The sequence below is a fragment of the Rhodococcus sp. SG20037 genome (assembly GCF_031763325.1).
In the GTDB taxonomy this organism is placed as follows: domain Bacteria; phylum Actinomycetota; class Actinomycetes; order Mycobacteriales; family Mycobacteriaceae; genus Rhodococcus_F; species Rhodococcus_F qingshengii.
In genome coordinates, this window is record NZ_CP134497.1 from 945,610 (window position 1) to 966,228 (window position 20,619).

The 20,619-nt window shown below is 62.1% G+C and carries 20 protein-coding genes and 1 pseudogene; 9 read left to right on the forward strand and 12 right to left on the reverse strand.

The annotated features are described in order from the left end of the window. Positions 1-40: 40 nt before the first annotated feature. Genes RHP72_RS04415 through RHP72_RS04435 form a run of 5 tightly spaced genes read right to left on the reverse strand, consistent with a single transcriptional unit; the run spans position 41 to position 5,622 of the window. Positions 41-1,093, reverse strand: a complete 1,053-nt coding sequence (locus RHP72_RS04415) for an acyl-CoA dehydrogenase family protein (protein WP_003945931.1) — start codon at positions 1,091-1,093, stop codon at positions 41-43. Next, entirely contained in the window at positions 1,090-2,055 is a 966-nt protein-coding gene (locus tag RHP72_RS04420) for an acyl-CoA dehydrogenase family protein (RefSeq protein ID WP_064443119.1), read from the reverse strand. Before RHP72_RS04420 ends, RHP72_RS04415 begins: the two co-directional genes overlap by 4 nt. After that, positions 2,052-3,212 carry an acyl-CoA dehydrogenase family protein gene (locus tag RHP72_RS04425; protein ID WP_311094389.1) on the reverse strand — a complete coding sequence of 387 codons (1,161 nt, stop codon included), beginning with the start codon at positions 3,210-3,212 and terminating at the stop codon, positions 2,052-2,054. The genes RHP72_RS04420 and RHP72_RS04425 overlap by 4 nt, the downstream gene beginning before the upstream one ends. Next, a complete protein-coding gene (locus tag RHP72_RS04430; protein ID WP_054188068.1) occupies positions 3,212-4,084 on the reverse strand; it encodes an enoyl-CoA hydratase in 873 nt (290 codons plus the stop codon). Before RHP72_RS04430 ends, RHP72_RS04425 begins: the two co-directional genes overlap by 1 nt. Further along, a complete protein-coding gene (locus RHP72_RS04435) occupies positions 4,081-5,622 on the reverse strand; it encodes a FadD3 family acyl-CoA ligase (protein ID WP_007734186.1) in 1,542 nt (513 codons plus the stop codon). The genes RHP72_RS04430 and RHP72_RS04435 overlap by 4 nt, the downstream gene beginning before the upstream one ends. A gap of 55 nt (positions 5,623-5,677) precedes the next feature. Between RHP72_RS04435 and RHP72_RS04440 the strand changes: the two genes are divergently transcribed. The 4 genes from RHP72_RS04440 (at position 5,678) to RHP72_RS04455 (ending at position 9,627) form a co-directional block, all read left to right on the forward strand. After that, positions 5,678-6,907: an acyl-CoA dehydrogenase family protein gene (locus tag RHP72_RS04440; protein WP_007734188.1), complete on the forward strand. Its 1,230-nt coding sequence runs from the start codon at positions 5,678-5,680 to the stop codon at positions 6,905-6,907. After that, positions 6,907-7,719, forward strand: a complete 813-nt coding sequence (locus tag RHP72_RS04445) for an SDR family oxidoreductase (RefSeq protein WP_003945582.1) — start codon at positions 6,907-6,909, stop codon at positions 7,717-7,719. The genes RHP72_RS04440 and RHP72_RS04445 overlap by 1 nt, the downstream gene beginning before the upstream one ends. A gap of 76 nt (positions 7,720-7,795) precedes the next feature. Beyond that, a complete protein-coding gene (locus RHP72_RS04450; RefSeq protein WP_003945807.1) occupies positions 7,796-8,467 on the forward strand; it encodes a TetR/AcrR family transcriptional regulator in 672 nt (223 codons plus the stop codon). A gap of 11 nt (positions 8,468-8,478) precedes the next feature. Further along, positions 8,479-9,627 (forward strand): acetyl-CoA C-acetyltransferase, encoded by a 1,149-nt coding sequence (locus RHP72_RS04455; RefSeq protein WP_003945727.1) that lies wholly within the window; start codon positions 8,479-8,481, stop codon positions 9,625-9,627. A 54-nt stretch (positions 9,628-9,681) separates the two neighbouring features. Here RHP72_RS04455 and RHP72_RS04460 read toward each other — a convergent pair whose 3' ends face one another. Beyond that, on the reverse strand, positions 9,682-9,999 hold the full coding sequence (locus tag RHP72_RS04460; protein WP_020906277.1) for a DUF4333 domain-containing protein: 318 nt from the start codon (positions 9,997-9,999) through the stop codon (positions 9,682-9,684). A gap of 97 nt (positions 10,000-10,096) precedes the next feature. Further along, positions 10,097-11,497 carry a cytochrome P450 gene (locus RHP72_RS04465; protein WP_007734205.1) on the reverse strand — a complete coding sequence of 467 codons (1,401 nt, stop codon included), beginning with the start codon at positions 11,495-11,497 and terminating at the stop codon, positions 10,097-10,099. Between the two features lie 96 nt (positions 11,498-11,593). On the opposite strand from RHP72_RS04465, the gene RHP72_RS04470 reads away from it, so the two are divergent. After that, on the forward strand, positions 11,594-12,181 hold the full coding sequence (locus tag RHP72_RS04470) for a TetR/AcrR family transcriptional regulator (protein ID WP_003945528.1): 588 nt from the start codon (positions 11,594-11,596) through the stop codon (positions 12,179-12,181). Between the two features lie 47 nt (positions 12,182-12,228). Here the strand turns inward: RHP72_RS04470 and RHP72_RS04475 are convergent, their stop codons facing one another. Beyond that, positions 12,229-13,239 (reverse strand): ABC transporter substrate-binding protein, encoded by a 1,011-nt coding sequence (locus tag RHP72_RS04475; RefSeq protein ID WP_311094390.1) that lies wholly within the window; start codon positions 13,237-13,239, stop codon positions 12,229-12,231. Between the two features lie 82 nt (positions 13,240-13,321). After that, positions 13,322-14,200 carry a bile acid:sodium symporter family protein gene (locus tag RHP72_RS04480; RefSeq protein ID WP_003945620.1) on the reverse strand — a complete coding sequence of 293 codons (879 nt, stop codon included), beginning with the start codon at positions 14,198-14,200 and terminating at the stop codon, positions 13,322-13,324. 132 nt (positions 14,201-14,332) lie between these two features. Between RHP72_RS04480 and RHP72_RS04485 the strand changes: the two genes are divergently transcribed. Next, positions 14,333-14,605, forward strand: a complete 273-nt coding sequence (locus RHP72_RS04485) for a DUF2277 domain-containing protein (RefSeq protein WP_003945457.1) — start codon at positions 14,333-14,335, stop codon at positions 14,603-14,605. A 5-nt stretch (positions 14,606-14,610) separates the two neighbouring features. Continuing rightward, positions 14,611-16,032: an alpha/beta hydrolase gene (locus RHP72_RS04490; protein WP_065351939.1), complete on the forward strand. Its 1,422-nt coding sequence runs from the start codon at positions 14,611-14,613 to the stop codon at positions 16,030-16,032. A 235-nt stretch (positions 16,033-16,267) separates the two neighbouring features. Here the strand turns inward: RHP72_RS04490 and RHP72_RS04495 are convergent, their stop codons facing one another. Continuing rightward, positions 16,268-17,224 (reverse strand): SMI1/KNR4 family protein, encoded by a 957-nt coding sequence (locus RHP72_RS04495; protein ID WP_058227638.1) that lies wholly within the window; start codon positions 17,222-17,224, stop codon positions 16,268-16,270. An 89-nt stretch (positions 17,225-17,313) separates the two neighbouring features. Here RHP72_RS04495 and RHP72_RS04500 point away from each other — a divergent pair, with 89 nt between their 5' ends. Both RHP72_RS04500 and RHP72_RS04505 read left to right on the forward strand, forming a co-directional pair. Continuing rightward, the gene (locus RHP72_RS04500) at positions 17,314-17,901 is read left to right on the forward strand and encodes a hypothetical protein (RefSeq protein WP_154100282.1); all 588 of its coding nucleotides are present in this window, start codon (positions 17,314-17,316) and stop codon (positions 17,899-17,901) included. A 101-nt stretch (positions 17,902-18,002) separates the two neighbouring features. Continuing rightward, positions 18,003-18,494 (forward strand): NUDIX domain-containing protein, encoded by a 492-nt coding sequence (locus RHP72_RS04505; protein WP_080726636.1) that lies wholly within the window; start codon positions 18,003-18,005, stop codon positions 18,492-18,494. Positions 18,495-18,878: 384 nt separating this feature from the next. Here RHP72_RS04505 and RHP72_RS04510 read toward each other — a convergent pair. Further along, positions 18,879-19,205, reverse strand: a pseudogene (locus RHP72_RS04510) (transglycosylase family protein); the annotation flags it as partial. A gap of 484 nt (positions 19,206-19,689) precedes the next feature. Continuing rightward, positions 19,690-20,595: an oxygenase MpaB family protein gene (locus RHP72_RS04515; protein ID WP_047269604.1), complete on the reverse strand. Its 906-nt coding sequence runs from the start codon at positions 20,593-20,595 to the stop codon at positions 19,690-19,692. Between the last annotated feature and the right edge of the window lie 24 nt (positions 20,596-20,619).

A 20,619-nucleotide genomic window follows, 5' to 3' on the forward strand; every position in this document is an offset into this window, starting at 1 on the left:
TGTTCGCTCGCAATCCCGAGCGAACAAGCACCGACGTCTCCTAGAGGCCCGCTGCCTGCGCGAGGCTCGGCAGGTAGGTGCTCGGCTGACCGAAGAGCTGAGCGCTGCCGTGTGCACGCTTGAAGTACAGCTGAGCGTCGTGCTCCCAGGTGATTGCGATTCCGCCGTGCAACTGAACCGCTTCGGAGGTGATCTGCTGCAAGGCTTCCGAGCAGTAGACCTTCGCCACTGCCGCGTCGTCCGCCGACTGCGTCGCCACGGCGGCGTACGTCATCGAGCGCGCCGTCTCGACCAACGTGTACATGTCGGCCATCCGATGCTTGAGGGCCTGGAAAGAACCGATCGCGCGACCGAACTGCTTGCGCGACTTGGTGTATTCCACGGTCTGTTCGACGATCGCTGCGGCCGCTCCCACCTGTTCAGCAGACAAGGCGATCAGAACGACGGTTCGGATCCGATCGACCAGATCTTCGGACCACTCCAGTGGCCGACCACGAACACCGGAGAACGTGACCTCCGCCAGCGTTCGCGTCGGATCCATGGTGGGGACGCGTCGGCGGGAGACGCCTTCGGCCGCTGGATCCACTTCGTAGAACCCGTCGGCCGTGAGAACGAGCAGGGTGTCTGCGACGTGTCCGTCGAGGACGTACGACGCCGTGCCGGTCAACGCGTCTTCGGTTGCCTCGACGCCGAAGGTGCTCCAACCCGCGGCACCTGCCCAGCACAGAGCGAGCGTGCTCTCGCCGGACGCGACACCGGGCAGCAGTCGCGAGCATGCGTCGTTGTCACCGGAAAGCAGCAGTGCCTGTGCGGCAAGAATCGCCGAACCCAGCATCGGTGACGGGGTCAGCGTGCGGCCCAATTCCTCCTGGACCACGTGTACTTCGCCCAAACCTGCTCCGACGCCGTCGAACTCCTCCGGAATCGCCAACGCGGCGACGCCGATCTGCTCGCACAGCTTGCTCCACAAAGCGGCGTCGTAGCCGATCTCTGTGGTGATGGCGGCGCGGACGGCAGCGGAGTCGGAATGCTTGCTCAGGAGATCGCGTACCGATGCGCGCAATGCTGCCTGGTCTTCGGTGTCGATGCTCATGATGCAACCAGCGCTTCGACGACGCGTGCGCGATGCTCGGACGGTGTGCCCCACGCGGTGAGCAGCGCCCGTACCTTGGTGAGCCACAAGGAGAGATCGTGTTCCATCGTGTAGCCGATGGCGCCGTGAACCTGGAGTCCGACGCGAGCGGCCTTGTACGCAGCATCCCCGCACGCGACCTTGGCCGCAGAGATGTCACGCGAGGCGTCGGCCGACTGATCGCGAACCGACAGTGCGGCGCCGTGCAGCAGGGGGCGAGCCATCTCGAGGGAGACGGCAACCTCGGCCAGGTGGTGCTTCATGGCCTGGAACTGTCCGATGACCTTGCCGAACTGCTTGCGCTGCTTCGCGTATTCGGTGGTGACCTCGAGCAGTGTCTGTCCCAGGCCCTGCAACTGCGCGGCAGTGGCAAGAGCGCCCATGTCGAAGGCGGCCGAGAAGTCGGCGAAGCCCAGTGATTCGCCGGCGGAAACCTCGTAGAGCTTGCGGGAGAGATCCACTGATGCCTTGGCTTCGCCAGGGACGCCGAGTGATACGGCACCGTCCTGCGCTAGCAGAACCAGATCCACCGCATCGGCGTCGAGCGCGAACGGTGTGCGCGGGGGAGCTGCGACGGTTGCCAGCGAACCCTCGGCGAGAGCAGAGAGACGTTCCGGTGCAACGGAAGCCAGGAGCGTCGGCGCCACGGCGATCGTTTCGACGACCGGTCCGGGTACTGCGTGCCGACCGAGCTGTTCGAGCGCAACGACCAGGTCGACGGCGTCGGCGCCGAGTCCGTCGTGCTCTTCGGAGATGACGAGACCGTTGACGCCGGTCTCGGCGAGGCGCTGCCAGAGCTTCTTGCCCGGCTCGGTGTCACCGTCGTTCCACGAACGGATGACGGCGGGCATGTCGGACTTGGTCAGCAGCGCATCGATGCTTGCAGCGAAGTCCTGGTGGGAGGAGTCGAGCGCGAATCTCATCGGTCCGCCTTCGGTAGGCCGAGCAGACGCTCAGCGATGACGTTTTTCTGAATCTCGTTGGTGCCTGCGTAGATCGGGCCGGACAGGGAGAACAGGTATCCGTCCATCCAGTTGTCGGCCAACTCGGCTTCAGGGCCCTGAAGTTCGAGAGCAGTCTCGTGGGTGGCGATATCCCACTCGGACCAGAAGACCTTGTTGATCGAGGACTCGGCGCCGAGCTGTCCACCGTCGGCCAGACGGGTGACGGTGCCGAATGTGTTGAGTTGGTAAGCGCGAGCGCCGATCCAGGCGTCGGCGACCTGGTTGCGCAGAGCGCTGTCGTCGGTGCGTCCGCTGGACTTGTACAGCTCGAGCAGGCGGTCGACGGTGGCGAGAAAGCGGCCGGGGCTGCGCAGCGAGAGACCACGCTCGTTGCTCGCGGTGCTCATCGCGACCCGCCAACCTTCGTTGACGTTTCCGATCACACCCGACTCACCTGGGTTGGCCGGGTCGTCCGGAACGAAGACGTCTTCGAGGAAGATCTCGGCGAAGCCGGGCTCACCGTCGAGCTGATCGATCGGGCGAACGGTGACACCCTTCGACCGGAGGTCGAACATGAAATACGTGATGCCCTTGTGGCGCTGCGCATCCGGATCGGAGCGGAACAAGCCGAAGCCCCAGTCGGCGTAACTCGCGCGTGAGCTCCACGTCTTCTGACCGTTGAGCAGCCAGCCGCCGTCGACCTTCTTCGCACTCGAACGCAGGCTAGCGAGGTCGGAACCGGATTCGGGCTCGGACCAGGCCTGGGCCCAGATGTCGTCGGCACGAGCCATGCGCGGCATGATGCGAGCCAACTGCTCGACATTTGCATGCTCGAACAGTGTGGGAGCCAACAAGAAGATGCCGTTCTGGCTTACGCGGCCGGGCGCGCCCGAGCGGTAGTACTCCTCCTCGAAGATGACCCATTCGAGCAGGGACGCATCGCGTCCGCCGAGTTCCTTGGGCCAGGAGACGACGGCGTAGCCGGCATCGGCGAGTGTGTGCTCCCACTGACGGTGCTCTTCGAAGCCTTCGGCGGTATCCATCGACTTCAGGGGAGTCGCGGGCACATTCGCTTCCAGGAACGAGCGAACCTCGTCACGGAATGCGGTTGTGGCGTCGTCGAATACGAGATCCACTAGTTTGTTCCTTCCTGCGGTGCGCGAGCACTGGCAGCCATAGCTTTGGCGTCGAGACCACCAAGCGAGTCTTTGCCGACTTCGGCGTTGTGAGCGTGAGCGAAGTGATGCAGACCGAAGACGGAGTCGATGCCGTTCCGCATCCCCATCTGATCCTCGCACTGATTGACGGCCTTCTTGGTCAAAGCCAGTCCGAAGCGCGGCATCTCGGCGATACGTCCGGCGAGCTCGAACGTCTCCTTCTCGAGATGCTTGCGGGCGACGACGCGGTTCACCATGCCGATTTCGTATGCACGTTGCGCGGTGAACCGATCGCCGGTGAAGAGCATTTCCTTGGCGAATCGTGAACCGACCATCCACGGGTGCGCGAAGTATTCGACGCCGGGGATGCCCATGCGGACAACGGGATCGGAGAAAAAGGCGTCGTCGGCCGCGACGATCATGTCGCAGACCCAGGCGAGCATGAGCCCGCCGGCAATGCAGGCGCCTTGCACCATCGCGATGGTGGGCTTGGGGATCTCCCGCCAACGGCGGCACATGCCCAGGTAGACCTCCATCTCGCGGGCGAAACGCTGGTCACCGCCTGGCTTGTCGACGTGATCCCACCACATGGTGGCCTTGTTCTCGTACTCGACGTGATGGTCGCGTCCCGGAGTTCCCAGGTCGTGACCGGCACTGAAGTGAGGTCCGTTGCCTGCCAGGACGATCACCTTCACGTCGTCGTCCTCGACGGCGCGCTGGAATGCCGCGTCGAGGGCGTACGTGACCACCGAGTTCTGGGCGTTGCGGTAGTCGGGTCGATTCAAGGTCACGACGGCGACCGAGTCACGAACCTCGTAGGTCACGACGTCGGCTTCGAAGGGAACGGTCATGATTGTTCCTCGCGCAGAACCGTTTTGAGGACCTTGCCCGAAGGGTTACGGGGCAGATGATCTACGAAGCGCACCTCGCGGGGCACCTTGAAGCCTGCGATCTTCTCCTTGAGGAAGGCGATCACCGACTCTTCGGTGAGGCCGGCACCGTCGAGTTGGGCGATGTAGACGCGGCCCACCTCTCCCATCCGGTGATCGGGGATGCCGATGGCAGCAGACTCGTGGACGCCGGGCAGGCGAGCCAACATGCCCTCGATCTCGGCGGGGTAGACGTTGAATCCGCCGCTGACGTACATGTCTTTCAGACGGTCGGTGATGTCGAGATAGCCACGCTCGTCGAGGGTTCCGACGTCTCCGGTGTGCAGCCAGCCGTCGGCGTCGATTGCCTTGGCGGTGGATTCGGGGTCGTCGAGGTATCCGAGCATGACGTTCGGTCCACGAAGCAGGATCTCACCCTGGTCGCCGATCTTGACCTCGAAATCGGCTGTCGCGCGGCCGGAACTGGTGGAGACGGTGACCGGGTCGTCGTCGGTGCGGCACATGGTCGCGACCACTGCCTCGGTCAAACCGTATGCCGTGAGGACGGCGTCGAAAAGCTCTGCTTGCATGCGCTCGACGAGAGCAACCGGCACGGGTGCTGCGCCCGTGATCGCGATGCGGAGCGAGGACAGGTCGTATTCGCTGCGGCGGGGATGATCGAGGATGGTCTGGTAGATCGTCGGGGCGCCGGGCAGGATGCTGATCTTCTCGCTGCTGACCAATGCGAGGGTGTCGTCGATGTTGAAGACGGACACCGGCACGATCGTCGCACCGTTCAACAGGCAGACCAGGATTCCGGCCTTGTATCCGAAGGTGTGGAAGAACGGGCTGATGATGAGGAAGTTGTCGTCGGCGGTGACCTCGGCGCATTCACCCCACGACTTGGCGACGGCGATGGACTGACGATGCGCGGTGATCGCACCCTTGCTGCGTCCCGTGGTGCCGGAGGTGAAGAGGATGTCGCTGACGTCGTCTGGCTGCACCTTCGCAGCACGCGCGTCGGCTTCGGTGCGGGCGGCGTCGGTGGCGAGCGCGAGGAAGTCCTCGAACTCGATGACGCCGTCACGGTCGTCGTCCCCGTCGATCGGTACCTGGATGACGGTGGGGATCCTCAGGTCCGGATTGGCGTCGAGCAACTGCTGGTACCGGTCGGCCTTGAGGAACGTGCCGACGACCACCAGGGCAGCTGCGTCGACGCGCTCGATGATGTCGAGTGCTTCGGTGCCGGTGTAGCGCGTGTTGATCGGGATGATGGCTGCGCCGGCGTACTGAGCGCCGAGCAGGGCGATCACCCAGTGGTACGTGTTGGGCGCCCAGATGACGACGCGGTCGCCTGCCTTCACCCCACGGTTGATCAGTGCGCCGGCGAAATCGCGGACGCGCTGATGTAGCTGTGCGAAGGTCAGTCGGGTGTCGCCATCGGCGATAGCCGCGCGCTCACCGAACTCCTCGGCGGCCCGGATGAGGGCTGATGGGATGGTTCTCGGTTGTTCGGTCACTGGACTCCTACCTGACACGCTACCTAGCAAGTGCTTGGTAGGTTATCTTACATATGTGGACCAGAGCGAGAGCCCGGACGGGCAGATGACGGACGACGAGTTTGCGGCCACGGTCGCGCAGTGGTTGGCCGAGAACTTGACGGGCAAATTCGCCCAGCTCAAGGGTAAGGGCGGCCCCGGCAGTGAGCACGAGTTCTTCGAGCAACGACTCGAGTGGGACAAGCACCTCGCAGCGTCGGGGTGGACGTGCCTCGGGTGGCCGAAGGAGTTCGGCGGGCGGGGAGCAAGCATCTCCCAGCAGGTCATCTTCCATCAGGAGTACGCGAAGGCCGGTGCGCCCGCTCGCGTCAGCCACATCGGTGAAGAGCTGCTCGGCCCGACGCTGATCGCGTACGGCACCGACGAGCAGAAGCGCCGATTCCTTCCTGGCATCAACACGGTCAGTGAACTGTGGTCGCAGGGCTACTCCGAGCCCGGCGCCGGTTCCGACCTCGCGAACGTCTCCACGACCGCACGCCTCGAAGACGGCAAGTGGATCATCAACGGCCAGAAGGTGTGGACCTCACTGGCTCACGTCGCGCAGTGGTGCTTCGTGGTCTGCCGCACCGAGGTGGGCTCCAAGCGTCACCAGGGGTTGAGCTTCCTGCTTGTCCCGTTGGATCAGCCCGGTGTGACAGTTCGGCCCATTCAGCAGCTCACCGGCACATCGGAGTTCAACGAGGTCTTCTTCGACGACGCCGTCACCGATGCCGATCTGGTGGTCGGGGAACCCGGCGAGGGCTGGAAGATCGCGATGGGGCTGCTCACCTTCGAGCGCGGTGTATCCACGCTCGGACAGCAGATCGGATTTGCCCGCGAGCTCCAAGGCGTCGTCGACCTGGCGAAAGCCAATGGCAGTGACCAGGATCCGCACATTCGCGAAAAGATCGCCCGCGCGTGGGTCGGACTGCGCGTGATGCGCGCCCACGCGATGCGCACTCTCGACGCGGTCGACGCCGGAACCGGTGGCGGAGAAGCGTCCGTCGCAAAACTGTTGTGGGCCAACTGGCATCGTGATCTGGGACAGCTGGCGATGGACGTGCAGGGTGCGTCGTCGTTGGTTGCACCGTGGGCGGATTCCGAAGGCAATGCCTCGGACATCACCGATCCCGAGCACCTCGAGCTCGACGAATGGCAACGCCTCTTCCTCTTCACCCGCGCCGACACGATTTACGGCGGCTCCAACGAAATTCAGCGCAACATCATTTCCGAGCGCGTGCTCGGTCTTCCCCGAGAGGCCCGTTAATGTCTGACACCAAAGCCGCGTCCCCGCTTTCCGTTGCGCCGGAGGAAACCCCGGGCCACGGACTGCTCGCGGGCAAGAAGGCGATCATCACCGCCGCAGCCGGAACCGGCATCGGTTTCTCCACTGCGCGCAGGGTGCTTCTCGAGGGCGGCGACGTTCTCGTCTCCGACTTCCACGAGCGTCGACTCGGCGAGACGGTGGAGAAGCTGAAGGCCGAATTCCCCGGTCAGCAGGTCGAATCGATCATCTGTGACGTCTCGAGCACCGAGCAGGTCGACGCGTTGTTCGTCGGCGCCGCCGAGAAGTTGGGACGTATCGACATCGTCGTCAACAACGCGGGCCTTGGCGGTGAAACTCCCGTCGTCGACATGACGGACGATCAGTGGGATCGCGTTCTCGACATCACCCTCAACAGCACCTTCCGTTCGACGCGCGCAGCCCTGCGGTACTTCAAAAGCGTTCCCCACGGCGGTGTTCTGGTGAACAACGCGTCCGTTCTCGGTTGGCGCGCGCAGCATTCCCAGGCGCACTACGCCGCAGCCAAGGCCGGCGTCATGGCGCTGACTCGGTGCAGCGCCATCGAAGCAGCGGAGTACGGAGTCCGTATCAACGCGGTCTCGCCTTCCATTGCGCGTCACGCGTTCCTGGCGAAGGTCACCAGTGAGGAACTGCTCGACCAGTTGGCTTCCGGTGAGGCCTACGGCCGCGCCGCGGAGGTCTGGGAGATCGCAACGGTCATCGCGATGCTCGCCAGCGATTACTCCACTTACATGACCGGCGAGATCGTCTCCGTTTCTTCGCAGAGGGCCTAGCGTCCCCGTGCGCGGTTAAGGAGTCCCTGGACTCGCTGACCGCGCACAGGGGAAGGCCCTGGATAGGATTGAATACATGACGCCACCTCGAAATTCCGACGAATCAAACGGCAAGTCCGGGCGCCGCGACGAGCTGCTCGAGATCGCGGCGGGGCTCTTCGCCGATCGCGGAGTGCGCGCGACGACCGTCCGCGACATCGCCGACGCCGCCGGGATCCTGTCCGGCAGCCTGTATCACCATTTCGATTCCAAGGAGTCGATGGTCGACGAGATCCTGCACCAGTTCCTCGACGAACTCTTCGGAAAATACCGCGAGATCGTCGCGGCGGGGTTGGACAGTCGCGCGACGCTCGAAGCACTGGTCGTGACGTCGTACGAGGCCATCGACGCCTCACATTCGGCTGTGGCGATCTACCAGGACGAGGTCAAGCACCTCGTCGGGAACGAGCGCTTCGCTTACCTGGCCGAGCGCAACACCGAATTCCGGGACCTGTGGGTCGGCGTCCTCGAAGCCGGCGTCGCGGACGGGACCTTCCGCTCCGACATCGACGTCGAATTGGTCTTCCGCTTCATGCGCGACACCGTGTGGGTCGCGGTTCGCTGGTACCGCCCGGGTGGATCCCTCTCGGCTCACGCCGTCGCGGCTCAATATCTCGCGATCGTGCTCGACGGGCTCTCCGATCCGGCCACAACTTCAGACGCTATTGCTGAATCAACTTCAAGAACTATTGCTGCACAACGAAACTAGGAGCTAACGCTATGTCCGAGGTTTACATCGTCGACGCCATTCGCACACCGATCGGCAAGAGGGGCGGCGCGCTGTCCGGCGTGCACCCCATCGATCTCGGTGCGCACGTCGTCAAGGCACTGGTCGAGCGCACCGGTATCGACCCCAGTGACGTCGACGACGTGATCTTCGGTTGCGTCGACGCCATCGGCGGCCAGGCCGGCAACATCGCCCGTATGTCCTGGCTCGCAGCGGGATTCCCGGAGCACGTTCCCGGGGTGACCGTCGACCGTCAGTGTGGTTCGAGCCAGCAGGCAGTGCACTTCGGCGCTCAGGCCATCCTGTCGGGCACCGCGGATCTGATCGTTGCCGGCGGCGTTCAGAACATGAGCCAGATTCCGATCTCGGCAGCGATGATCGTCGGTCAGCAGTACGGATTCGACACGCCGACTTCGGGTTCGGTCGGTTGGACCGAGCGCTACGGTGACCAAGAGGTCTCGCAGTTCAAGGGCGCCGAAATGATCGCCGAGAAGTGGGACATCAGCCGCGAAGAGCTCGAGAAGTGGGCCCTGCAGAGCCATGAGCGCGCCAAGGCTGCAATCGCCGCAGGTCGCTTCGACAACGAGATCGTCGCCATGGGTGACGCGACCGTCGACGAAGGACCCCGCGAGACCAGCCTCGAGAAGATGGCGACGCTCAAGGTTCTCGTCGAAGACGGACGCATGACCGCAGCAGTGGCCAGCCAGATCTCCGACGGTGCGAGTGCGCTGCTGCTGGCGTCGGCGGAAGCGGTGGAGAAGTACAACCTCAAGCCCCGCGCCCGGATTCATCACCTCAGCGCACGCGGCGACGACCCGATCTTCATGCTCAGTGCGCCGATCCCGGCCACGAAGCATGCTCTCGCGAAGGCCGGCCTGAGCATCGAGGACATCGACATCGTCGAGATCAACGAAGCTTTTGCCCCGGTCGTCCTGGCCTGGATCAAGGAAATCGGCGCAGATCCGGCCAAGGTCAACGTCAACGGCGGCGCGATCGCACTCGGTCACCCGCTCGGCGCGACCGGCACCAAGCTGATGGCAACCCTGCTCAACGAACTCGAGCGCACCGGCGGTCGTTACGGCTTGCTGACCATCTGTGAAGGTGGCGGCACCGCGAACGCGACGATTATCGAGCGTCTCTGACGCCTTGCTGTGCGCCTTTATTAACCGCCGGCGGTTAATAAAGGCGCACAGCAGTTAGTTGTTCGGCACATCCGCAACCTTGATGTCGAAGTTCGCACTTTCACCGTCAACGCTGGTCACGGTAGCTGTGACGTCGTATTCGGTGCCCTGCTCGGTCAGGATGCACGTGATCGATGCGCCGACTTCGGCGTCGAGGTTCTCCGGACACGTCACGTCGTCGGGTGGCTCGCCGATCTTCTCGGCTAGTTGAGTGGAGATCTGACTTGCGACTTCGGACTTGTCCACTTGCGGCGTCCCGACGCTTGCCGAGCAAGCTCCCGTGGCCAATGCCGCCGAGAGTAAGACGATTCCCACTGCAGGCCTCTTTGTCATGTGAACTCCCAGGGTGCGCCGGTGCTCGCTGCTGCCACCTCAGGGATTACCGCATTCGGGACTGTTCAACCGAGTTGCGCGACGCAGTTTTGCGAGGTCAGCGTCGGCGGACCGTCAAGTTGAAGCCTTCGGGCATCAGGGTGAGCCGTTCGGCTACCTTCAACTCGTAGTCCGGATCGGCCTCGATCGTGTATTTCTGCAAGATGGTGCCCAACACGAGGACCGCTTCGTGAATGGCGAATTGTCTTCCGATGCAGGCGCGTTCACCCGTTCCGAATGGCTTGTACACGTGCGCCGGCCTGGCTTTGATGTTGGCAGGCAGGAAGCGATCCGGATCGAACGCCTCGGGATCGTTGCCCCACACCGGATCACGATGAAGTGACGGGATGAGCACGAGCATCCAATCGCCCTTCTTCATCGGATACTTGCCGACGAGCGTCGTGTCTTCGAGCGCCGCGCGCCCGTAGGCGGGAGCGGTCGGCCACAGACGCAATGATTCGTCGAGGACGCGTCGTACGTATCGAAGTTTCGCGATCTTCTCGAAGGCGGGCTCCTCGCCCTCCCATACCTTGTCGACCTCGGCTTGCGCCTTGGCCAGCACGTCAGGGTTTCGTGACAGGTAGTACAGCGCGAACGACAATGCGCCGGAGGTCGTTTCGTGTCCGGCGACGAGGAAGGTCACGACCTGATGGCGGATGTTCAGTTCGTCGATACGGTTGGGATCGTTCTCGCGTGCCGCCCGCAGCATCAGTTCGAGAAGATCTTCGGGCCCCGGTTCGGTACTTGTCCGCCGGGCACGGATCACTTCGTCCACAACCTCGGCCATGTACGCCTTGCGGACCTCGTCACGTTGATCGGCGCGACGTGCGAGCACTCGCCCGAGGGCGGTCGACTTCAGGAACGTCGTGCGCTGCGAATGGGAGAGTGCGCCGACCATTGCCTTGACGAACGGATGCTGTTCTTCACGTTCGAAGGAGTCGAACGAGTAGCTGAATCCAGTGCGTCCGATGGTCTCCAGCGTCAGCTTGGTCATGTCTGCGGAGACGTCGATGGGGGAGTCACTTTCACGACTGTCCCAATGGTCGACCAACTCGCCGGCTACGTCGAGCATGGTGCGGTGGTACGAGCGCATCGCAGTCTGGCTGAACGCCGGTGCCAGGAGATTGTGCGCCTTGCCCCAGTTGGGTTCGTGGTTGTACGCCGTGAACAGGCCGTCGCCGCCGATTCCGCGGAGTGCTTTGACTCCAGGTGCAAGGTGCTTCGCGAACCGGGACTCGTCGGACAGTTCTGCCACCATGTCCGCGCCCGAGGCGAAGACGAAGCGATTTCCCAGGACATTTCTCTCGAAGATCGGGCCGAGTTCGCGGCCGATGCTCACGGAGTTCTGCAGCGGTGTCCGGATATTGATCCCGAGAACGTCCCCGAGGACCGGCAGGCGCCACGCCGGATGCGGGATCCGAGCATCGGTCGTCGCCTCTGGAGTGGTGTCGACGCTCATTGTGTGTCCCCCGGGGTGAGATCGCTTACTGAATTGATGTCTAGTACGCAAAGTACGCCTTACTGAATCGGTGTCAAGTAGTAATCTGACTTGCCTATGGTCGCACCACGAAAACGCCTGGACCGAGAGCAGCGGCGCACGCAGTTGCTCGACATCGGCGCGCAACTTTTTGCCGATCGCTCGTACGAGGATGTGTGGATCGAAGAGGTCGCCGAGATTGCGGGCGTCTCGCGCGGGTTGATGTACCACTATTTTCCGACCAAGCGAGACTTCTTCGCCGCAATCGTCGAGCGCGAATCGCAGCACCTGCTCGAGGTGACCGCACCCGATGCGACGCTACCGGTGCGCGAACAGGTGGCAGCCGGGTTGGACGCCTACTTCGCGTACGTGAAGTCGCACAGCAGGGGAGTGCGCGCCATCAACGTCGGGACGCTGTCGGCCGAGGCCGGTATCCGGGCGATTGTCGAGCGCGAACTCGAACAGCAGCAGATTCGAATCCTCGATGCACTGGGATTCGAGGGCGAAAGAAGACAGCTCGCTGCCGTTGCAGTTCGGGGATGGATCGCGTTCGTCCGAGCTGTCTGCCTCGACTGGCTCGATCAACCTTCCATACCGCAGGAAGAGTTGAGAGTGATCTGTCTGCGGACCCTCTCCGGAGCGTTGGGCATCGACCTCGAAACGTGAAATGCCGACCGCGCGGGAGCGGCCGGCATTTCCACGGACAAGTCTGATCAGTCGAGCGTCGAATAGAGATCGTCCCAGCCCTTGGCGACGTACATGTTGGTGTAGATGGACCCGTAGTACGTACTTCCTTGCAGAACGGTGACGTTCCCGGCCTGCACAGCCGGAAGTCTTTGCCACAACTTGGTGTCCGAGAGTTGTTCGAAGGTGGTGTCATTGCTGTCTGTGACAGAAACCATGAACGCGTCGCAGCCTTGCAGACGATCCATCTCTTCGATGCTCAGTCGTCCCTGATTGTCGAAACCGGTTGTGTTCAATGTTCTTCCGCCGATATCGGCGAGCGTCATGTCGGTGGGTTGACGATTCTTCTTTCCCGTTTCCTCCGACACGGGCAGGCTGTCGATGTAGATCGTGGCCTTGTCCGGACTGTAGGACAAGCTTGCGACGGTCTTGCCCGCGATCGCCGAAGCGTGTCGAGAGCGGATGTCGGTGATCAGAGCGTCATAGTCGGTGATCAGGCGATCCATGGTGGGTGTTCGGCCCAGCCAATCGGAGAGCCGGGTCAGGTTCTCCCGCCACGTCTGCTTCGATTCGGTCGTCAGGACAGGAGCGATGGCTTGGAGCTTTGCAGCGGGCCAGTACTCGTTGTCGGCGTTGACGCAGATGATGAGATCGGGTGCGAGTCCGAGGATCTGCTCCAGATTGGGCTTGTCGCTGAGGTATTCGGCCGAGCCGTCGACGGGAACCCACTTGGTGACGGGCGAGATGTTGTATCCGAACACCGGTAGTTCCAGGGCAATGGCGAGCTCGAGGTCGGTTCGGGCGTCGACGGCCAAGACCCGCTTCGGGTTGGTAGGTATGTCGTAGGTCCCCAACGGCGTGGTGACGGTGCGCATTTGAGCGTCATCATCGGTACCTGAACCGTCGCTGGAACTGCAGGACGACAGAATAGTTGCGACTGCTGCCATCCCGGCTCCGATGCCGAATTGGCGACGGGTAAGTGCGTCGACTAGCTCTTGCCAGACGCGTTCGTCCGGCACGGTAGGTGTGTTGGTCAGCATTTTTTCGATACCCTTCGGTCTGAGTCCGTATCGATCGTAGGGTTGGCGATACCAGATCACCTATATCGAAAACCGCCTGATATTAGTCGATTTCGGCCATGGTCCGTGACTTTCGGGTAATGGCGGCGCCGAAGGCTGCAGCGAGCGGGAACATCAGAACGCCGTACACCGCGGCCGGCACTGCCAATTGCACGTTGTCGAGGAGACTGACGGCGATGGTGATCGCCAACGTGCTGTTGTGGATGCCGATTTCCATGGAACTGGCGATGGCCTGACGATCCTCGATGCCGAATATCCGGGGAACGACGTAACCGATCGAGAGGCTCAGTAGGCAGAACAAGGCGGCGACGACGCCGATGTCGACGAGATAGTCCGCGATGTTCTCGCGCTCGGAAACAACCGTTCCGACGATCACCAGTGCCAGAACCACCGCGGATCCGATGCGGACGGGCTTGTCCATGCGCTCGGCAAAGGCGCTCGAGCGCAATCGAACCCACATTCCGAGGGCGACAGGAATCAGTACGACGGCAAAGACCTGAAGTACCTTCGTGAACTGCAGTCCGAGGGTGCCGTCCGCGTCCTCGGGTTCGAAGTACCCCAACGCGAAGTTGGTGATGAGCGGAAGGGTGACCACCGCTATCACCGAATTGACCGCAGTGAGTGTCACATTGAGAGCGACATCGCCGCGGAACAGATGACTGAACAGATTTGCCGTGGTGCCGCCCGGTGATGCGGCGAGGAGCATCATACCGACGGCGAGCAGCGGGTCGAGGTCGAACAACGTGACCAGACCGAAGGCCGCGGCCGGGAGCAACAACAACTGACAGATCAGGGCAATCGAGACGGCTTTCGGCGCTTTTGCCACGCGGGCAAAATCTCCGACCGTCAAGGAAAGCCCGAGGCCGAACATGATGATGGCGAGTGCGGCGGGTAGGCCGACGGAGGTGAGTGCAGAGTCCATGAGTTAGTGGCTACTTCCAGTCACTGGGGGAATTTCACTGAAACTACCGTGATGCCCGGATCTGCGTGGCAGTTTGGATACATTGATGTATCGAACCGTGACGGCGTCGGTGAGCAGGGTTATCGTCGAATTATGTGCAGAAACATCACTGAACTTCGTGGACTCGAGCCCGCTGCTACGCCGGAGGAGATCGAGGCGGCCTCTCGCCAATACGTACGTAAGGTGAGCGGAATAGCCAAGGTGTCCGACGCGAACCGAGACGCCTTCGAACAGGCGGTGCGTGAGGTGACCGAAACGACGACGCGCCTGCTCAGTGCGTTGCCGCCTCGCAGACAGCCACCTCAGACCGTCCCTCCGTTGCGTCGCCCGGAAGTACAGGCCCGGATCGCTGCTCGTTCGTCCTGACCCGAGTGGATCTCACAGATATCGACGTATGGGACGTCGAAGCCTTGGATCAACTGTCTGCTGGGTTGGAAGGCGTTCTGGTCGCTCACCGCGTTCGCGATATCCGTCGACGGCTGGATACGCTGCGCAAAGAGGCCGTCGCCGACGACTTGCATATTCGTCAGGATGGGACCGTCTCTGCTGTTGCGCCCATCGCCGACGGTCACCCGCTCCACGTGCACGCCCAGTTGCTCGAGGTCGCAGTTCGAGAATTGATCGGTGAGGCACTGCTGGTCAGCGCGGATCTTCATCATGCGTTGTCTCTGCGGTCTCAGGTCGGCACCGACCTCCGTGACAAAGCTGTGCGTGTGGGGGAGGAGTGGCGAGCGTTCAGCCCTGATCGGCAGCGTCAGATGTTGCGTCATGCACCAGGCCTGATCGCCAACCTCGACGGCATTCCTGCTGCGATTCGCAGCCCGGCCAATCTCGATCGAATTCAATCGGAACGAGCACGGCTGCAAGATGATTCAGTCCGAATCTCGCAAGAACTTCACCGCGAGTTCTTCGGCGGCAGACTGAGTAACACCGGGGCGGGCCAGTGGTACGCCGAACGCAAACTCGAGGATCTGGACGCGCTCGACGAGTTGTTTCGCGCCGAACCTGATCGACGGTTACTGCTCATGGACATGCGCTCGGGCGAACGCGGCTTCGCTGCAATTGCGATCGGTGATCCGGACACAGCGGATCACATCTCCGTGACGATTCCCGGACTGAACACCAACGTCAAGGACTCGATGCGCGGAATGGTCGGCGAGGCAACGCGATTACGAGCCGAGGCGATGCGGCAGCTCGAACTGGCCGGCCGAAAGGAAAGCGTGGCCACCATCGCCTGGATCGGATACGACGCGCCACAGGTGATCGGGCCGGGAAAGTTCGACATCGGTCGGGCCAGCTTCGACGTCAGTCGATCGTCCAAGGCCGGCATAGCCGCCGACGCATTGGGCAGCTTTTTTCACGGTCTTCGTTCTGCGTCGGTCAACGACGGAGTCCATATCACCGCGTTGGGCCACTCCTACGGATCCCTCGCGACTTCTCTTGCGCTGCAACGCGGGGCAAGCGCAGCGGTCGACGACGTGGTGTTCTACGGTTCACCCGGGGTGCGAGCCAAGGTGGAGTCGGACCTCGGTATCGCCGACCGCCACGTCTACGTCATGAAAGCGGAAGGCGACAGTATCGCGGGGTTCGGCCGTTTCGGTGGCGATCCGACGCGCACCGAGTTCCATCGGTTGTCCACGGCCGAGGGGATCACCCCGGATGGAGTGAAACACGAGCGGGCGTTCGGGCATGCGGAGTACGCGAGGACAGGGGACAACGGAGAACTGCGGATGTCGGGATACAACCTCGCGGTTGTGGTTGCCGGACTGCCGGAGCGTGCTGTTATTGATTGATCGTGCCACCTGAGCGACCGCATGAATCGACTGGAACTATTTCGTGTATAGAGATCTGTCCGATACCCCGACCCCGACCACATCGGCGTCGCTCGCCGTACTTTAGGCGTCCCCTGACGACCCGGAACGGCGCGCCTGGATCAAATGGGCGCAACAACGGGGGACAAGTGCCGATCATTTAGGTCAACTCAGCAAAGTCTCGCTGACATGGAATCTCCTTACTTACCAAGAGAAGTCAGTCGTCGACTATGAATTCGAATCCTCCTGGAGGCATTTCGTAGACGATGACGTTGTTCTCGACTCCCGTGACGATCGTCAGGTAAAATCTGGGCACTCCGTCTATCTGGACGTAGGAGTTCACGGTCACCCCGCGCTGGCGCGGGACCTGCGGAAATATCGCCTCGCCGCCCTGCACATGCGAACCGGGGTGGAGGGACTGCGCAGTGTCGAGGACAGATTTGCGGACGGCGTCGAGGTCGATGAGGTCGTCATCTGAATTGACCAGCGAAGGCTGAAAGTCCTTCAGCGGAAACGGCAGGTGCAGCGGTATCGGGCTCGGCTGGGGATGTGGGATCGGCTGATCCGAAAAGTCGACGTCCCAGACCAGCACGCCGTCAGTGACTGTCGGCATCAAGTACGAGTGCTCGGATCCTGACTCGATACTTCGACGAACCGAATCCACGTAGTCGGCCAGAGAGCCGAAAAGGGAGCCGCCTTCGTCGGCGGCTTCGGCGGCGAAATAGCGGATGCAGCCGTGGTGTAGGCCACCTCGGGTATCGACATAGAGAAAATCACCGGCTCCGTCCTCGGCGAACGGAATGTAGGTAGGGAGGAACATCTCTGCAGTTTCACCTGCGTGTTGTGCTCGAACGGTGATGGGCCAGTCGGGTCCGAGGTAGTCGATAGGATGCAATTGTTCACGGCAACGTCTGTGCGTGGAAACCACATGGTCGAGTGAAAGCAGTTCCACTCCTGGTAGGGCTTCGCCGACGAACTGGTTGTCGTCGGAGCGGAAGGGTTGGCCGTCATGCAGGGCGAAGAACTCGCGTAGGTCCTCCGGCCATGGATTAGTGACGCGTTCGGCGGTTTCCCGATCGGACCGAGTCCGAGGCGGACGTACCGCAGCGGCGGTGACCGGTGCACGGTCGCGGAGTACCTCCATGAAGGCGAGCCATGCGTCGGTAAGAGTCATGGTTCGAATCTATCGACAGAAATCCCGCTGCGAGATCGAACGCGGCCGTCAGATGTCATGGATCCGTGAGGCCGGGATAGCGTGCATTCATGAGCGTTGAAGAGCACTGGCGCAGACTCAACGGTTGGTGTCAGCGGGAAGCCCCGGTGACGGCTGCCGCTATCGACCCGCCCGCGCCAGTGGACGTCCTGAAATCCGTGGAAACATTTACGGGCAGGACGTGGCCGGCCGAGCTACGGACGTGGTTCGGTTTGCAGAACGGAAACCCCGACGGAGGGCACTCGGCCCTGATATTTCCGGAGTTTCAACCGTTGCCTTTGGATCGTGTCGCGTCTGTGTGGGAATCGATGACGACAGAGTGGGGAGAGACGACAACAGCCGCCGGTGGCATCGCTTTGCCTGATCAGCCAGCGGGAACGGTGGCTGACACCTTCTTGGCGGCATACATTCCCATAGCTGCCAACATTCGGGGCGATCTCTTGTTCGTCGATACGCGGACCGGTCAAGCAAGCGGATGTGTACGCGAATTCCTCGGAGACAGCGCCGACCAAGGGACAACCTGGCCCTCCGTCGCCGCGCTATTGGAGGACGTCGTTTTTGCGTTGGAGCACGGACAGCCATGCGGCGGTTGGATTCCGAGTGTCGACCAGGGCTGGTTGAGTTGGGATTTGCCCTAGGCTCACGACTTACGAGCGTGGAGCGTGACGGTGATTGAATACTGATGTGAGCACTGCACATCCACCGTTCCAGGGCGCGAGCCGGGTTTACAGTGGCACTCATGCGTCTGAGGCATTCGGCCAGGGGGTTGGTCGTTGACGACCAGTCCCGTCTTCTGCTTTACCGATTCATCGCGCCCGGGGGCGGGCTGACGGTCTGGTGTCCTCCGGGCGGAAGCTTGGAAGGAGACGAAACCCCGTCCGAGGCGCTCGCGCGCGAATTGGACGAGGAGATCGGCTTGCGCGACTACGGCGCAGCCACCCATGTGTGGCATGAGGAGATCCGTGACCCGGCGATATTGCCGGGTTGGGGCGGTGCGATCAACGACTACTTCCTCGTGCCGGTGGCGACCGCATTCGAGCCCTGTGGGTCGTTGGGGCGCGAAGCGCTGGCCGCCGAGCTGGTCGAGCACTTCGAGTGGTGGAGCGTTGACCGCCTCTTGTCACACAGTGGTCGAGAAGTGTTCGGGCCACGCGATTTACCCGACCGGTTTGCACGCCTGGTCAAGGATGGGCCATCGAGTGCGCCGGATCGATTTGTTCGGTCGCCGTGAGGGATGCGAGGTAGCGATTGAAAACGAACATTTCGGCATCGAAACACGGCTACGCTGGGGTTATGGAGCACAACGTGCGTAAGGACCCCATCCCGTACGCTTCTACGGCTGCGCTGGTCAGCTCTCACAACCGGTTGGCGAGGGCGGCCCAAAAATTGTGGATGGCTTTCCGAGGGCTGATGCGTGATCGGAAGGCGAGTCGGTACACCTCGCTCGCTCCGCGTCATCCCGACGGATCACGTACCGCCGTAATGTCTTTCAACAGCAGCGGCGGAGGGGCCGGATCAGGCGGGGCATGAAGGTCGCTAGTACGACGCTGCCCGGGGCCCGTCGAATTCTCGACGAACACCGGGCAGTGACGCACTACTCGAACTGGGGTCAGCGGAGGTACTGTCCGCACACCGGCCACGCGCCGGCGCCCTGACCGGCAAGGACGTTTTCAGCAACGCGGACCTGTTCTGCCTGGCTGGCGTTGGCGGCGCTGCCCGCTCCGCCGTAGGCCTCCCACGTGCTCTGGCTGAACTGGAGTCCGCCGTAGTAGCCGTTTCCGGTGTTCGCGGCCCAGTTGCCCGAAGATTCGCATTCTGCGACACCCGACCAGTCGTGGGTGGCTGCGGATGCGGTGCCTGCGCTCAGTCCGAGGGCTCCGGCCGCGAGGGCTCCGGCTGCGGCGACAGAGGCAAGTGCACGGGTAACGGTGGTCTTGGTCATTTTCGGTAAATCCTCTCGAGTCCCGCCGACGGAGGACGGTGACCGTCTCAGCTCCGCTCCCACCACTAGGAATGTTGTCGAGTCCGAACCGCGGGGTGGGACGGGCGGTGGCGATTCGGTAATGCCCGGTTGATCGGGCTGTCACCAACCATAAGAGATGATTACGGATTGGTCACGGGTCGGCGTGTCGACACATGTTTGTGCAACAGAAATGCATCAAAGAGTGTTTTCCCAGGTCGCATGGCGATATGCCACCTCTCCCGGCGTTACATAAACGAGATAAAATGTGATGTAAGTCACCTTAAACGTGCCTCGGCGGCGTCGATATGCGGCGAATGTGACACTCAATCAGCCCGGTTTGTCGGCTTTTCGACCCGGTTTCCAGTCGTGCTGGAACCCATGTCCAGCCGTGATCTGTTGTCGACCGACCGGCCCGATTTACCTGTAGGGCAGCAGAATTGACAACGAATAACGCGCCGCTGGCTCAGACGAGATTCTTGCTCGCCTTGATCCGGCGGCGAATGTCGCGCATCTGAATGGTGTTGCCGGCCTGACGAACGGAGCGTGGGATGAACCTGTTGACGAACGACACGAAAATGAAGAGGTGTTCGAACCGGCGGCGGTCGTCTTCGGTCCACTCGAGATCGAGTTGGTCGCGGTAGATCGGTGGAAGGAATCCGACCGTCAGGAACCGCAACAAGTTTCGGAACACCAGGCGTATCGGCCACGCGATCATCTGTAGGTTGACCAAGTCGATCAGGTACTGCTTGGTGCGTTCGTCGATGACGACGCGTTCGCAACCGAGGTTCCAGTAGCGCTCGAAGTCGGCACGTGTGGCCGGCCACATCTCTTCGGTGACCTGCAGCGTCGTTCCCAAAGTTGACGCGGACTTGTAGAACGACTCCGCCTGTTCATCGGACATCTTGCCGTGCAGCAACTGATGACTGTCCTCGAAACCGATGAACAGGCATGCAGCAACCCATAATTGGAGTTCGCGATTGAAGGCGTTGTACTTGACCGGGCTGTTTGAATCCGACTTCACATGTCGGTGCACCGAGTTCACGGCCTCGCGGTAAGCCTTTCGCTCTTCCTCGTCACCCAGGATCGCGACCGTCAGGTACTGCGTCGTGGTTCGTGCACGCTTCCACGGATGCGCTGTCAGAGCACCCGATTCGACCTTGCTCTCCATGACGCCGTACGCCACCTCGGGCCAACCGAGTTGCAGGATGACGTTGGCAGCGGCTCCGGCGAACGACCAGAAATCGAGTGCGTCGGTGATGTGTGCGGGCTTACGTGCCCACCGTCTACGCTCGGCCGTGATGGTGATGCGTGTCTGATCGGTGCGAAGCGACGACTCGGACTTTTCCGAATCCAGGTAGTGAGTGGGCATGGATCTTCCTCCGCGTGTGGTGAG